We start from the raw sequence: 13,835 nt of genomic DNA on the forward strand, positions 1-13,835 counted from the left end.
GATCATCCTCTCAGACCAGCTACTGATCGTCGCCTTGGTAGGCCGTTACCCCACCAACTAGCTAATCAGACGCGGGCCGATCTTCCGGCAGTAAACCTTTCCCCATAAGGGCGTATCCGGTATTAGCCCTAGTTTCCCAGGGTTATTCCGAACCAGAAGGCACGTTCCCACGCGTTACTCACCCGTCCGCCGCTGACCCCGAAGGGCCCGCTCGACTTGCATGTGTTAAGCCTGCCGCCAGCGTTCGCTCTGAGCCAGGATCAAACTCTCACGTTGAAGAGATTGATCTGGCCGATCACGTATATTCTCAGACGGAGCCTCACATCGACCAAGCATCCAGACGCTTCACAGCGCCAGAACACCCGTCGGTGAGCTCAGAAAGAAGAACAACAGATCGGCACAAGTCTACTCACGCCAGGTCTCTCGACCTAGCCGCAAGGACAAACGCCGCCCGCGTCTCCCTTCCTCAATCCAACTTGTCAAAGAACACCTCAGTCGCCCGAGGCTCATCAGAGGCAAACAGAAGACCGCCCGGCAATCCCGCCGGCCAATCCCGCCGCTTGTCAGAAGATGGCTCAGCGCCCGGTCCACTTCCGCGGCCGGCGCCGATGAGCCGGGGTATAGATCCAGGGTTCCCGGCCGTCAACAGGCTTGTTGGCCGGAAAGCCGATTTTCTTGGACTCCGCGGACGACAGCCGTGTGACGCCCGATTCGCGCTCCCGGTGAGCGCGCTAGGCCTCGAGGCTCAGGGTCATGCCGTCATAGGCGGGCACGATGCCCTCCGGCAGGCGCGCCGCGAGGGCGCCGTAGTCGAGATCCGTGTGCAGGTTGGTCAGGACCGCGCGGCGTGGCTGCACCGACTCGATCAGCGCGAGGGCGTCCGAGACCGAGAAGTGGGTCGGGTGCGGGGTGTCCCGCAGGGCGTCGATGATCAGCAGGTCGAGACCGCGGAGCCGGGCGAGGCTCGCCTCCGGGATCAGGCTGACGTCGGGCATGTAGGCGGCCGCGCCGAAGCGGAAGCCCAGGGCCGCCTCGTTGCCGTGCTCCACCGGGAGCGATTCCACGGTGACCGCGCCCCCCTCCCCCTCCAGGGTGAGGTCGCGGCCGGCGGCGAGGTCGCGCAGGTCGAGGATCGGCGGGTAGGCGCTCCCGGGGGGCGTCTCGAAGCAGTAGCCGAACCGGGCCGTGAGCAGCGACCGCGTCAGGGCGTCGGCGTAGACCGGGATGCGGGCCCGCATGGCGATCACCAGCGGGCGCAGGTCGTCGATCCCGTGGGTGTGGTCGGCGTGGGCGTGGGTGTAGAGCACCCCGTCGAGGCGCGTCACGCCGGCGTCAATGAGCTGCTCGCGCAGGTCCGGAGAGGTGTCGACCAGGAGCGTGGTCCGCCCCGCCCCCGACGCGCGCTCCACCAGGATCGAGCAGCGCCGCCGGCGGTTGCGCGGCTCCGCCGGGTCGCAGGCGCCCCAGCCGCTGCCGACCCGCGGCACCCCGCCGGACGAGCCGCAACCGAGGATGCGCAGGGTCAGGCTCGCCATCCGGATCTCCCGCTCCGACTCGTCACGCAGCGCCCGGGCGCGTTCCGGCGGCCTTGTCGAACAAGGTGAAGAAATTCGCCGTCGTGGTCCGGGCGAAGTCCTCGGCGGTCAGCCCCAGGGTCCCGGCCAGCGACCGGGCGGTGTCGGCCGTGTAGGCCGGCTCGTTGGTCCGTCCCCGGTGGGGCTCGGGGGCCAGGAACGGCGCGTCGGTCTCCACCAGGATCCGGTCGAGGGGCACGGCCCTGGCGATGTCGCGCAGGTCGTGCGAGCGCCGGAAGGTGACGATGCCCGAGAAGGACACGTACAGCCCGAGCTCCACCCCCGCCTCCGCCAGCCGCCGCCCCGACGAGAAGCAGTGCAGCACCGCCCGGAACGGCGCCCGGCCCATCTCGTCGGCGAGCACCCGCTCCATGTGGTCGTCGGCGTCCCGGGCGTGGATCACGAGCGGCAGGCCGGAGAGCCGGGCCGCCGCGATATGGGCGCGCAGCACCCGCTCCTGCACGGCCTCGGGGGCGGCGTCGGCGTAGTGGTAGTCGAGGCCCGCCTCGCCGATCCCGACGCAGCGCGGGCTGGCCTGGGCGAGGCCCGCGATCGTCTCGGCGGCGACGTCCGGCTCCTCGGCGGCCCCGTGGGGATGGGTGCCGACCGTGTGCCAGACCTCGGGATGAGCCTCGGCGATCGCCCGGTAGGTGTCGGCCTTGGCGACCCGGGTGGCGATCGTGAGCATGCCGGCGACGCCCGCGGCCTTGGCGCGGGCGATCACGCCCGGGAGGTCGGCGGCGAAGTCCGGGAAGTCGAGATGGCAGTGGCTGTCGATGAGCATCGGGTCTCGGGGCCGTCGGGCGGCAGGGTCCTTCAAGCGGCAAGGTCCTTCAGGCGGACGGAGTCTCGGGGCGCTCGAAGCGCGGGAAGATCGGCGCGGGGGCGGGGAGCGCCGTGCCGGGGACGAGCCGGCCCCCCGCCCCCACATCGGCGAGGCCGCGCCGGTCGGCCGGCACCGCCAGCAGGTCGAGGAGCTTGGCCGCCGCCCCCGGCACGAAGGGCTGGGTCAGGATGCCGAAGACGCGCAGGGATTCCAGCGTCGTGTAGAGCACCGCGTTCATCCGCGCCGGGTCGGACTTGCGCAGTTTCCACGGCTCCTGGGCGGCGAAGTAGCGGTTGGCCTCGGCCACCACGGCCCAGATCTCGGCCAGGACGGTGTGGAGCGCCAGCTCGCCCATGAGGGTCCGGGCCCGTGCCGGCAGGGCGTCGGCCTGGGCCAGCAGGGCCGTGTCGGCCGCGTCCAGGCTGCCCGGATCCGGCACCGCGCCGTCGCAGTTCTTGGCGACCATCGTGAGCGAGCGCTGGGCGAGGTTGCCGAGATCGTTGGCGAGATCGGCGTTGATCCGGCCGATGATCGCCTCGTGGCTGTAGCTGCCGTCGCCCCCGAACGGCACCTCGCGCAGCACGAAGTAGCGCACCGGGTCGACCCCGTAGGTGTCGGCGAGCTCGAACGGGTCGAGGACGTTGCCCAGCGACTTCGACATCTTCTCGCCCTTGGAGAGCAAGAAGCCGTGGCCGAAGACGCGCTTCGGGAGCGGCAGCCCGGCCGACATCAGGAAGGCCGGCCAGTAGACCGCGTGGAACCGGACGATGTCCTTGCCGATCACGTGCAGGTCCATCGGCCAGAATCTTTTTTGGGGGTTCTCCGCGTCGGGGAAGCCGGTGACGGTGAGGTAATTGGTGAGCGCGTCGACCCACACGTACATCACGTGGTTGGGGTGGCCGGGCACTGGCACGCCCCAGTCGAAATTGGTGCGGCTGACCGAGAGGTCCTTGAGGCCGGAGCGCACGAAGCTCGCCACCTCGTTCCGGCGCGTGTCCGGCCCGATGAAGCCGGGCTGCTCGTCGTAGAGCTTCAGCAGCCTGTCCTGGTAGGCAGAGAGCCGGAACAGAAAATTCTCCTCCTCCATCCACTCGACCGGCGTGTCGGTGGCGAGGCTGCGGCGGCTGCCATCCTCCAGGAGCCGGGTCTCGGACTCGTCGTAGTAGGCCTCGTCGCGGACCGAGTACCAGCCGGCATACTTGTCGAGGTAGATGTCGCCGTTGGCCTCCATCCGCCGCCAGATCTCCTGGGCGGCGGCGTAGTGGCCGGGCTCGGTGGTGCGGATGAAGCGGTCGTAGGCGCAGTCCATCCGGTCGGCCATGGCCTGGAACCGGGCGGCGGTGCCGTCGACGTAGGCGCGCGGGGTGGTGCCGGCCCGGGTCGCGGCCTGCTGGATCTTGAGCCCGTGCTCGTCGGTCCCGGTGGAGAACAGCACGTCGTAGCCGTCGAGCCGGTGGAAGCGCGCGATCGCGTCGGCGGCGATCACCTCGTAGGCGTGGCCGATATGGGGCGCGCCGTTGGGGTAGGAGATCGCGGTCGAGAGACCGAACGTCTTTCGGGGATTCGCCGGGGCGTTGGACGTCACGTCTGTGGTGTTCCGGATGAGCGCGGGAAGCTGCCCGCGTTGTCGCGCGGCCGGCGCCGGGACGCAACCGTCGCCGCCTGCGGGCGCGACGGCGATCCTCCGCGGCGGCCAGCACCGGACACGCGTGATCGTCCCCGCGCGCGCGGGGCGCCGGGGGCATGGCCCGGGAGGCGAGCACGAGGGACGCGGGACGCCGCGGGAACCCAGGTGTCGGCCAAGTACGCGCGGGATCCGATCCCCGCGGCGCCCCGCGGCATCGACCGGGCATGGTCCCCGGCCGGTGCCGTCTGTCTCGTCGCGGCGTCTCCGACGTCCCGGTCCTGCGACTCCCCGTTAGCGGTCTCGGGCGAGGTGCAGGCACGCCGTACTCGCACGCCGTGCCCGCACCTCCGGAACCCGCATCGGCGCCGTGGCCTTCCAGCCGTCCCCCGCCTCGTAGTGGGCGGGTCCGCAGGTCGCTCAGGGTCGGCCCAGAGGCGGGTCGGCGCGGGGGCATTTCCTCACCCGCCGGGCAGAGTGCCGCCCGGTCTCACGCCCGCGTCCGAGGCACGCCCCGCACCGGTCCGTCGCCCGGGGCGATGGCGGCTGAGAGCCACCGACGCGGGCGCCGCCCCGTCCCCGGACCCGCACGGTCAGCCACCGGGCGGGCCCCCGAAGGACGCCCCGGGATCACTCCCGGGCCGCCGCGGACAGGTGCGGTCAGGAAGCACAAAATAGGAACATTGTCAAGGGAAGCTGAGCCGCGCGCTGCGGTCGACGACGCTTCTCCGTCATCGCGAGCGCAGCGAAGCGACCCAGGGCGGCGCAACATCGGCAAGGTCGCGCTGCTGGATTGCTTCGCTCCGCTCGCAAGGACGTCTGTGCCGAAGACTCATCGGCCGCTGGCACCGTCACGTGGGCCGAGCCCTGCCGGCGTTCCGTCGCGCCGCCGGATCGGTGCACCACGCACGGCCGCCATCGACGTCACATCGGCCCGGAATGCCGAGCGCCAGCGGACGCAGATCCGCTCGCTAAGTTATTCTCGGAGCTTGAGGGGCGAAGGAGCGTGACATATGAGCGATTCGAATCGGTATTGCCAGGTCTTTGTCGACGAAATGTCTATAGAGATCGGATTTATGGCCGTAAACGGTTCGATATATCGCGAATAACAGAGAAAATAAGTCGATTATTGCTGAATTGGTCGATCAAATATGGTGGAGATGTGATCTATCCGTCGTCGATGACTTGTCTTCAGGTCACGCTCCGGGGCATCCGGCTCCGCGCAACGGACGGGTCCTCCGGAGGCCGCGCGCCAGCGCCTCTCCGAGCGGCCTGATGCGCCGGGTCTTCTCGACGGCCGGGACACATCCCCGGACGCGCTTCAAGCTCTGGCAGGAGGTCGTCGCCGAACGGATCGGGCCGATCGAGCAGCGGCGGCGCGCCGACGGGCCGTTCGCGGGCGAGATCGAGATCGGCGCCGTCGGCCCGCTGACCTTCAGCCGGATCACCCAGAGCGCCCTCACGACCACGATCACCGCCGATACGGTCCGGCGCCGGCCTGACGGGCTGATCCGCGTGAACTTCCGTCTCGCCGGCGCGTCCACCTTTCAGCAGCACGGCCGCGAGGCGGTGCAGGGGACGGGAGACCTCACCGTCATCGACCATCACCCGGGCGTGCTGGACGCGCGCACGGATGGCCAGACCCTGGTCATGGCCCTGCCGCGGGAGCGCCTCGAGGGCCTGCTCGGACCGGCCCGGCTGTTCGCGGCCCTGACGATGCCCGCCGGATCGGCCACGACCCGCCTGGTGACGACCTTCTTCGGGGATCTGCTCCGGGTGAACCGGCAGCTCTCCCCCGAGGCGGCGGAGCGCATGGCGACCATCGGCGTGGATCTGATCGTGGCCGCGCTCGCGGATCGGATGGCCCGGGAGGTGCCGCATTCCCTGCACGGCAGCGTCGTGGTCCAGCGCGCCAAGGCCCATGTCGAGGCGAATCTCGGCGACCAGACCCTCGATCCGCCCCGGCTTGCCGCCGCGATGGGCGTGTCCCTGCGCCGGCTCCAGGAGCTGTTCCACGAGCGCGGCCAGCACATCTCCGACTGGATCTGGGAGCGCCGCCTCGCGGCGGCGGCCAGGCGCCTCTCCGATCCGGTCAGCCTGCACCGCCCGATCGGCGTCGTGGCCTACGAGTGCGGCTTCGCGAGCCAGGCCCATTTCGCCCGGCGCTTCAAGGACCGCCACGGCCTGTCGCCCCGCGCCTACAGGGAAGCCGCGATCCTGCGCCTGTCCGGCAGCCGGCCGGATCCGTGAGACGCCGCGACTCCGGTGCCGGTCGCGCTCGGCCGGGACGCGGCGCCGGGACGAGGGGCGGAGCCGTGCCCCGGGGCACGGCTCCGACGTCGCGGCCCCCGCCCTCACCCGGCGCAAGCCGCCTCCGGCCGCACCGCTTCCCCGGCCGCGCGCCCCGCCGCGTCGAAGAGCGCGCGGCAATACGCGATCAGGCGGTCGGTCCGGTCGGCGCCGCTCCGGAAGGCGATGTGCCCGTCCGGGCGCACCAGCACGAGCGCCGGCCGGCCCTCCAGCCCGTAGGCGCCGTGTGCCCGGCCGTCCAGATCCGACAGGACGGGCACCTCCGCCGCCGCGATCAGGGGGCCGGCGAGGACGAGCCGCGGACGCAGCCAGGGCCAGGGCGCCACGGCCCGGACCGCCTCCAGAAGGGCGGGCGCCGCCTCCGGCGACCGTCCGTCGAAGCACAGGAGCGCCCAGCCCGTCGTCCATCCGTCCGGGTTGTAGAGGAACGGGAACAGGCGCGTGGGCACCCCGTCCCGCGTCACCGGCGCGTCCGGCGCGCGCTGGCCCGGCTTCGGCTCCGGCCGCAGCAGGTGCGTCAGGTTCGCGAGGCCCGACAGGTGATCCGCGTTCAGGGGGCTGCCGGGATAGGCGACGCCCATCTGCTGCATGTCGTCCGTCCCCTGCAGCAGGGAGCCCAGGTTCGGCAGCGCCTTCGCGGCCAGCCCCAGCACCGTGTCGGTGACGGGGCCGCGATAGACGGTCCACCGGAACCCGCGCACCTGCTGGGCGCTCAGCCGGGCGTGCTCGCCGCCGCGCTCGCCGTCGTAGGAGTCGAGGATGGCGGGCGCCGCCTCGCCCCGCAGGGTCATGGCCAGCCGCCACGCGATCTCGACCGCGTCGTGGAGGCCGGCATTCATCCCCTGGCCGCCGATCGGCAGGGACAGGTGCCCGGCATCGCCCGCCAGGAACACGCGGCCCCGCGCGTAGCCGGGGGAGACCCCGTAGGCGAAGCGGCTGTGCGTCAGCCATTGCGGGTCGCTCAGGGTGAGGGTCTCGTCGCCGGTGACCTCCCGGGCGAGGGCCTGGATCTCCGCGAGCGTCGGGTCGCGGTCCGGCACGCCGGCGTCGTCGGCCAGGAAGAACAGCCGGTGGTAGCCGCCCCAGACCGGCATGATGCCGGCGAAGCCGCGCGGGTAGTAGAAGAACCAGAGCTGGTCCGGCTCGGACCCGCGGCGCCAGGACAGCCGGGCGTCGACCTGCCGGTTCATGCAGCCCGCGAGCCGCTCGGGCTCGAAATCCAGGCCGAGCCGGGCGCGGACCGTGCTCCGGGCCCCGTCGGCGGCCACGCAGTAGCGGGCGCGCAGCCGCGTCTCCGGCCCGTCCGCGCCCCGCCGGAGGGTCACGGTGACGCCCGCCGCGTCCTGGTCGATGCCGGTCACCGTGCAGCCCCGGTCCAGCCGGCCGCCGCGGGCCTCGAACGCGTCGGTCAGGGTCCGCTCGATCACGTCCTGCCCGCTGTAGAGGACGTCGGGATAGGGGCTGGCGACGTCGGCGATGGGGATCGGCGTCGTCGGCGCGCCGTCGACGAAGAAGTTGATGGTGCGGACCGCGTAGGCGTTCTCCGCCAGGGCGTCGCGCAGGCCGATGCCGGCGAGCAGCTCCTGCGGGCGGGCCCAGAGATTGTTGGCCCGCGAGTACGCCCTGACTTCCGCGCGCTGCTCCAGGATCAGGCACGACACGCCGTGATGGCGCAGGGCGCAGCCCGCGGTCAGGCCGACGGGGCCCGCGCCGACGATGATCACGTCGGCGTCGTAGCCCGGGGCGGCGTGGGCGTCGGTCATCGGTCGGTCTCCTGTCGGCTTTCCTGTCGGGTCTCGTGCGGGGTCTCGTGCGGGGTCTCGTGCGGCGTCTCCTGCCGGGCCTCCGCGGCGATGGACGCGATGGCGGCGTGGGAGGCGCCGATCCGCCGCTGCAGGCCCTGCAGCAGCGCGGCGGCGGCCTCGACGCCCTCGGGCGCGAGGCCCTCGGTGAGCCCGTCCGACCAGAGGGCGTTGCGCGCCATCGCCTGCCGATAGGCCTCCGCGCCCCGCGGGGTCATGGCGACGAGGGGCGCGCGGCGGTGGTGGGGGTTGGGCGCGAGCCGGATCAGCCCGTCGGCCCGCATCTCGCCGACGAGGCGCTGCACCGACTGGCGGGCGAGGCCCATGTTGCGGGCGATGTGGGCGACGGGCAGCGGCGCCGGCGCGAGGGCGATGGCCCCCAGCACCTGCCAGCGGGCGCTGGTGAGCCCGAGATCCTGCACCAGCGTGTCGCCGGCCGCGAGCAGGTCGCCGTTGAGGCGGAACACCGCGAGCACGAGGTCCGACAGAGCGTGCCGGGTCCGGTCGCGGTCGCGGGCTGTCCGAGGCGGGTCGGGCTCCATGGGGCACGTCCTGGCGGCAGGATGTTGTCAGAATGACAGTATGCTGTCATCGCGCCGACAACGGCGCCGGCGCCGGACGGTTCCACGCCGGCGGCGGGCCGGATCCGGATGTCGGATACGGGCGACGGGGACGGGTGCCCGCCGGGCCCTAAGCCACCGCCGCGAGATCCCCGAACAGCGACAGCACGACCGGGCGCCGGTCGAGGTTGTAGATCGCCGCCTCCCGGGCGGCGCGGCCGAACCGGTCGGCGACCTCCACCAGGGCCGCGAGGCGGGCGGGGGGCTCGTCCCGGCGCCGGTCGATCTCGGCCGAGACGAAGCGCAGCACCGCGTCCTGGGCGGCCTCGAACCGCGCCTCGGCGTCGCGGCCCGCCAGGGTCTCGGCGAGCTTGAGCACCCGGCCCCAGTCGGGCGTGCGCGCCCGCGCCAGCAGGGTCTCGATCTCGGCCACGAGGCCGGCGGTGACCGGATCGAGCATCGCGAGCGCGCGGGCGACCGAGCCCTCGCACTGGGCCAGTGCCCGGGCCAGGGCGGTCTCGTCGGGCTGCGCGAAGGGCTCGGGCAGGCCGCGCACCACCCGGGCGACGTCCTCGGCCGGGAGGGGGCGCAGCATCAGCGCCCGGCAGCGGGAGCGGATGGTCGGCAGCAGCCGGCCGGGCTGGTGGGACAGGATCAGGAACAGCGCGCGGGGCGGCGGCTCCTCCAGCACCTTCAGCAGCGCGTTGGCGGCGTTGGCGTTCAGGTCCTCGGCGCTGTCGAGGATGCAGACGCGCCAGCCCGAATCCGCGGCCGTCGAGGCGAACAGGTCGAGGGCGCGGCGCACGGCGTCGACCGAGATCTTGGTCGGCAGCGTCTTGGCGCCGGCGCTCCGGTGGCGGCGCAGGACCACGAGGTTCGGGTGCGACAGGCCCGCCACCTTGCCGAGGACGGCGTCGCCCGCCGGCACGGCGAGGCCCGCCGGGCCCCCGCCCCCCGGGTAGGCGAGCAGGCGCCGGGCGACCCGGTAGGCCAGGGTCGCCTTGCCGATGCCGGGGGCGCCGCCGATCAGCCACGCGTGGTGCAGGCGCCCCGCCGCGATGGCGGCCGCGAAGGCGTCGGCCGCGGCCGCGTGGCCGACGAGCCCGAAGGTCTCGCGCGGGCGCGGGATCCCGGCGAGGTCCCCGGGCTCGACGTCGTCGGCGGCGCGGTCGGTGGGCTTCACGGGGCGGGTCTCACGGGGCGGGCTTCACGGGCGGGCTTCATGGAGTGGGTCTCACGGCGCGGGCCGGCGGGCTCCGATCTGGGTGGCGCGCCCGCGCGACTGCTTACACGGCCGCCGGCCAGGATGGGACCGGTCGGGCCGGGACCGGCCCCGCCCGTACGGCCGCTCACGCGGCGTCGCCGCTCCGGCCCGCCCCCGCCGGCCGGTCGGGCAGGAGCGCCGGCAGCCGGGTCGCGACGGCGGCGCGGATCGCCGCCTCGACCGCGTCGGGATCGCGGGACGCGTCGATCACCGCGCAGCGCCCCGGTTCCGCCCGGGCGATCGCCAGGAAGGCCTCCCGCAGCCGGACGTGGAAGTCGAGGGCCTCGGCCTCGAACCGGTCGGCCCCCTGCCCCGTCCGGGCGCCGCGCCCGGCCGCGCGGGCGAGGCCGGACTCGGGGGCGAGGTCGAGGATCAGGGTGAGATCGGGCCGGGTCGGGCCGACGACGACCCGCTCCAGGGCGTCCACGAGCCCGGGATCGAGCCCCCCGGCGGCGCCCTGGTAGGCCCGGGTCGAGTCGATGAACCGGTCGCACAGCACGGTCTCGCCCCGGCGGAGCGCCGGGCGGATCAGCCGGTCGAGATGGTCGATCCGGGCGGCGCTGAACAGCAGGGCCTCCGCGAAGGGGCCGTAGGGCTTGGCGACGCCGTCGAGCAGCGCCGTGCGGATCTCCTCCGCCCGCGGCGAGCCGCCGGGCTCGCGCGTCACGCAGACGGGCCGCCCCGAGCGCGCGCGCAGGGTCGCGGCGAGGCGGGCGATCTGGGTCGACTTGCCGGCCCCCTCCCCGCCCTCGACGGTGATGAAGGTGCCGCCCGCCCCGGCGGGATCCCCGGACAGCGGCCCGGTCACGCGCGCGCCGTCACGACGGGTTGGCCGCCCCGGCAGCACCCTTGTCCCCGCCCTTGTCGGTTCCCTTGCCGGCCCGGTCGAAGGCCTTGCGGACGAGGCCGGTGCCGAATTCCAGCGCCGCGTCCATCGCCCGCTGCGACAGGGTGCCGGGCTCCACCGCGGCGCCGGCGAAGAGCGGCTGGTCGAGGGCGACGGTGTCGCCGCGCTGGACGCGCAGGATCCCGACCCGCTGGCCCTCCTCCACCGGGGCGATGAGCGGCCCGGTATAGATCGCCCTGGCGCTGACCCGGTCGCTGGAGCCCCGCGGCAGCAGCACCCGCACGGGCTTCTTCGCCACCAGCGGCACCGAGCCCGACTGGCCGCCGAACACCGAGGCCTCGGCCACGGTCTCGCCCGGCGCGAAGACCTGCCGGGGCTCGAAGGCGCGGAACCCCCACTCCATCAGCTTGCGCGACTCGGAGGCGCGGTCCCGGGCGGTCTTGAGCCCCGAGACCACCAGCACGAGCCGCTGGCCGTTCTGCACCGCCGAGCCGGTGAGCGCGTAGCCGGATTCCTCCAGGTAGCCGGTCTTGAGTCCGTCCGCGCCGATGTCGAGGGCGAGCAGCGGGTTGCGGTTCTGCTGGCGGATCTTGTTCCAGGTGAACTCCTTCTCGGCGAAGATCTTGTAGTAGTCCGGGTAGGTGTCGATGATGTGCAGCGCGAGCTTCGCCATGTCCCGGGCCGTGACCTTCTGGTCGGGCGCCGAGTAGCCGGTGGCGTTGCGGAAGGTCGAGTTCGTCAGCCCGATCTCCTTGGCGCGCTGGTTCATCAGCCCGGCGAAGGCCTCCTCGGAACCGGCCATGTTCTCCGCGATGGTGATGGCCGCGTCGTTGCCCGACTGCACGATCAGGCCGCGCAGCAGGTCCGCCATCTTGATGCGGCTGTTCACCTGCGCGAACATCGACGAGCCGCCGCCCCCGGCCCCGCCGCGCTTCCACGCGTCCTCGGTGACGGTGAACTCCGTGTCCATCGACAGGCGGCCGGATTTCAGCGCCTCGAACACGATGTCGGTGGTCATCAGCTTGGCCATGCTGGCCGGCGAGAACCGCTCGTCGGCGGCCTTCTCGAACAGGACCGAGCCGGAATCGGCGTCGATCAGGATCGCGTGCGGGGCCGCGGTCTGGAAAGTCTGCGCGGCGGCGGCGGCGAGGCCGGCGCCCAGCGCGCAGGCGGCCGCGAGAAGGGTGAGAAGGGGTCTGCGCATCACCGTTCCGTCCCGCGCCTGCCGTCGGGCCGGAAGCGTCCCGCCCGTATCCCAATAACAAGCGTGACCATATTACGGTTTCGGCGCCGGATCGAATGCGAAATGCCGCATCGGCCGCCACATCGGCCGCCACATCGGCCGCCACATCGGCCGCCACATGGGCCGCCGGACCCGTCGGGCGGCCACGGGTCGGCCCGGGCGCCGCCGTCAGTAGATCCCGGCGAGGCGGGCGTGTCCCGCCTTGCCGGCGGTCTTGGTGGCCGGCCCCTTGGCGGCGGGGGCCTTGGGGGCGGTCTTGGCAGAGGTGGCCGCGGAGCCGTTCGCGGCCGGCGCACCGGCCTTCGTGGCCGACGCCCTGGCCGGCACCGCGGCGAGGCGCGCCATGGCGAGCTTGGCCGAGGCCGGCATCGCGGCGGGCATCGCGGCCGGGGACGCGCCGTGCGGCGCGGAGGAAGGGCCCGACGACGCCTTGGCGAGCTTCACGGTCCCGGGCGCCGGGACCGCCCGGCGATGGACCTCGGCGAGGGCCGGGCCGGCCTTCGGGCCGGCCTTCCCGGCGGCATGACCGTGCGCCGGCGGCGCGGCCGGGGCGAGGCCGGGGGTGTGGGCCGGGTTGAGACCCGCGACCTTCAGGGTCCCGGCCCCGAGGCCGCCCCTGGCGGCGACGGCCGGCACGGGGGCGGGCCGGAACTCGCGCACCCGCGGGGCGGTGGGCTGCACGGCCGCCGGGACCGTCACGGCGGCCGAGGCCAGCACGATCGGCGCGCGCACCGGCGCCGTCCGCTCGGGCCGGGCGGCCGGGGCCTCGGCGGGCGCCTTCCCGGCCGCCGTCCCGGCCTCCGTCCCGCTCTCCTCCGCCTCCTGGGCGGGCCTGAAGGCCAGAGCCGGGGCTGAGCGCGTGTAGCGCTCGGTGTCCTCCGTCGGGCCGAGATCGGCCATCATCACGGTCGAGCGGCCGGCGGGCCGCCCGTCGGTGCGCAGGCTCGCGAGGAGCTTGCGGTCGTCGCTGCCGGCCACCGAGGCCTTGCCGACATACTCGACGCGCACCCGCGCGGTGCCCCTGCGGTGGAAGCCCAGCGCTTCGGCTGCATCCTCCGACACGTCCATGACCCGGCCGGCATGGTAGGGGCCGCGGTCGTTGACGCGCACCAGCATCGAGTAGCCGTTCTCGAGGTTCGTCACCCGGGCGTAGCTCGGCAGCGGCAGGGTCGGGTGGGCGGCGGCGATCGAGTGGCGGTCGAAGACCTCGCCGTTGGCGGTCATGCGGCCGTGGAAGGCCGAGCCGTACCAGGAGGCGAGCCCCTCGCGCACGTAGCCGCTCGGATTCTCCTTCGGCACGTAGGTCTGCCCGGCCACCACGTAGGGCTTGCCGGTGTAGCGGCGCCCGCCGCCCTTCGGGATCACGTCGCCCTCGTTGTAGAGGCGCGGGCTCGCCTTGACCCCGTATTTCGGGTCGATCCCGTTCCCGGCGGCGAGCTTCTGCTGGGGCGAGGTCGCGCAGTTGGCCGTGGCCAGGGCCACGCCCGAGACGGCGATGAGCCGCAGGGCGAGGCGCGCCGGCCGGGGAAGCGTCGTGCGCACCATCGTGGGGTTCACCAAACTCTACGCGTGAGCGGGGCCCGACCGGACCGGAGCCGGCCGCGTGCACGGGGCCGCGATCGGTCCACCCAGATTTGTAGCGGTCGCGTAAAGGAAGCCTGAACGATGGGCTGCGGCCGGGTTCAGGAAGCGGGCCGCGCGGCCGGTCGGTTCTCGAGCATTGCGCGCGGATCGACGGGCAACATCTTGTTCGGGAACGGATTTTTCAAATTCTAACTGGCGCGC

General features: G+C 73.2%; 10 protein-coding genes and 1 rRNA gene. 1 reads left to right on the plus strand and 10 read right to left on the minus strand.

What is annotated here, in order from left to right; all coding sequences use genetic code 11:
- From BLW78_RS26555 to metG, 4 genes are all read right to left on the minus strand, one after another.
- Positions 1-276: ribosomal RNA gene (locus tag BLW78_RS26555) — 16S ribosomal RNA — on the minus strand; the annotation flags it as partial.
- 455 nt (positions 277-731) lie between these two features.
- Positions 732-1,535, minus strand: coding sequence for an MBL fold metallo-hydrolase (locus BLW78_RS26560; RefSeq protein ID WP_091683120.1), 804 nt, complete (start codon positions 1,533-1,535; stop codon positions 732-734).
- Between the two features lie 22 nt (positions 1,536-1,557).
- Positions 1,558-2,358, minus strand: a complete 801-nt coding sequence (locus BLW78_RS26565) for a TatD family hydrolase (protein ID WP_091683122.1) — start codon at positions 2,356-2,358, stop codon at positions 1,558-1,560.
- Between the two features lie 49 nt (positions 2,359-2,407).
- Positions 2,408-3,985, minus strand: a complete 1,578-nt coding sequence (gene metG / locus BLW78_RS26570; protein WP_091683123.1) for a methionine--tRNA ligase — start codon at positions 3,983-3,985, stop codon at positions 2,408-2,410.
- A 1,314-nt stretch (positions 3,986-5,299) separates the two neighbouring features.
- Here metG and BLW78_RS26580 point away from each other — a divergent pair.
- Positions 5,300-6,274: a helix-turn-helix domain-containing protein gene (locus tag BLW78_RS26580; protein WP_091683125.1), complete on the plus strand. Its 975-nt coding sequence runs from the start codon at positions 5,300-5,302 to the stop codon at positions 6,272-6,274.
- Between the two features lie 104 nt (positions 6,275-6,378).
- On the opposite strand, the gene BLW78_RS26585 is transcribed toward BLW78_RS26580, so the two are convergent.
- The 6 genes from BLW78_RS26585 to BLW78_RS26610 all read right to left on the minus strand — a co-directional run bounded on the left by BLW78_RS26585 (position 6,379) and on the right by BLW78_RS26610 (position 13,595).
- On the minus strand, positions 6,379-8,097 hold the full coding sequence (locus tag BLW78_RS26585) for an FAD-dependent monooxygenase (RefSeq protein ID WP_091683126.1): 1,719 nt from the start codon (positions 8,095-8,097) through the stop codon (positions 6,379-6,381).
- Positions 8,094-8,678 (minus strand): MarR family winged helix-turn-helix transcriptional regulator, encoded by a 585-nt coding sequence (locus BLW78_RS26590; protein WP_091683128.1) that lies wholly within the window; start codon positions 8,676-8,678, stop codon positions 8,094-8,096. Before BLW78_RS26590 ends, BLW78_RS26585 begins: the two co-directional genes overlap by 4 nt.
- Before the next feature lie 148 nt (positions 8,679-8,826).
- Entirely contained in the window at positions 8,827-9,879 is a 1,053-nt protein-coding gene (locus tag BLW78_RS26595) for a DNA polymerase III subunit delta' (protein WP_091683130.1), read from the minus strand.
- Positions 9,880-10,045: 166 nt separating this feature from the next.
- The gene (gene tmk / locus BLW78_RS26600) at positions 10,046-10,768 is read right to left on the minus strand and encodes a dTMP kinase (protein ID WP_091683163.1); all 723 of its coding nucleotides are present in this window, start codon (positions 10,766-10,768) and stop codon (positions 10,046-10,048) included.
- Positions 10,769-10,778: 10 nt separating this feature from the next.
- Positions 10,779-12,011: a D-alanyl-D-alanine carboxypeptidase family protein gene (locus BLW78_RS26605; RefSeq protein WP_042670512.1), complete on the minus strand. Its 1,233-nt coding sequence runs from the start codon at positions 12,009-12,011 to the stop codon at positions 10,779-10,781.
- A gap of 207 nt (positions 12,012-12,218) precedes the next feature.
- A complete protein-coding gene (locus BLW78_RS26610) occupies positions 12,219-13,595 on the minus strand; it encodes a septal ring lytic transglycosylase RlpA family protein (RefSeq protein ID WP_091683132.1) in 1,377 nt (458 codons plus the stop codon).
- Between the last annotated feature and the right edge of the window lie 240 nt (positions 13,596-13,835).

It is taken from the genome of Methylobacterium sp. 275MFSha3.1 (assembly GCF_900108435.1).
Taxonomy (GTDB): domain Bacteria; phylum Pseudomonadota; class Alphaproteobacteria; order Rhizobiales; family Beijerinckiaceae; genus Methylobacterium.

What these genes read in the sequence shown, in the direction of transcription:
- BLW78_RS26590 (WP_091683128.1), bottom strand. Translation starts at nt 8,678, where the DNA reads ATGGAGCCCGACCCGCCTCGGACAGCCCGCGACCGCGACCGGACCCGG.
- BLW78_RS26585 (WP_091683126.1), bottom strand. Translation starts at nt 8,097, where the DNA reads ATGACCGACGCCCACGCCGCCCCGGGCTACGACGCCGACGTGATCATC.
- BLW78_RS26580 (WP_091683125.1), top strand. Translation starts at nt 5,300, where the DNA reads ATGCGCCGGGTCTTCTCGACGGCCGGGACACATCCCCGGACGCGCTTC.
- BLW78_RS26560 (WP_091683120.1), bottom strand. Translation starts at nt 1,535, where the DNA reads ATGGCGAGCCTGACCCTGCGCATCCTCGGTTGCGGCTCGTCCGGCGGG.
- BLW78_RS26610 (WP_091683132.1), bottom strand. Translation starts at nt 13,595, where the DNA reads ATGGTGCGCACGACGCTTCCCCGGCCGGCGCGCCTCGCCCTGCGGCTC.
- BLW78_RS26605 (WP_042670512.1), bottom strand. Translation starts at nt 12,011, where the DNA reads ATGCGCAGACCCCTTCTCACCCTTCTCGCGGCCGCCTGCGCGCTGGGC.
- BLW78_RS26565 (WP_091683122.1), bottom strand. Translation starts at nt 2,358, where the DNA reads ATGCTCATCGACAGCCACTGCCATCTCGACTTCCCGGACTTCGCCGCC.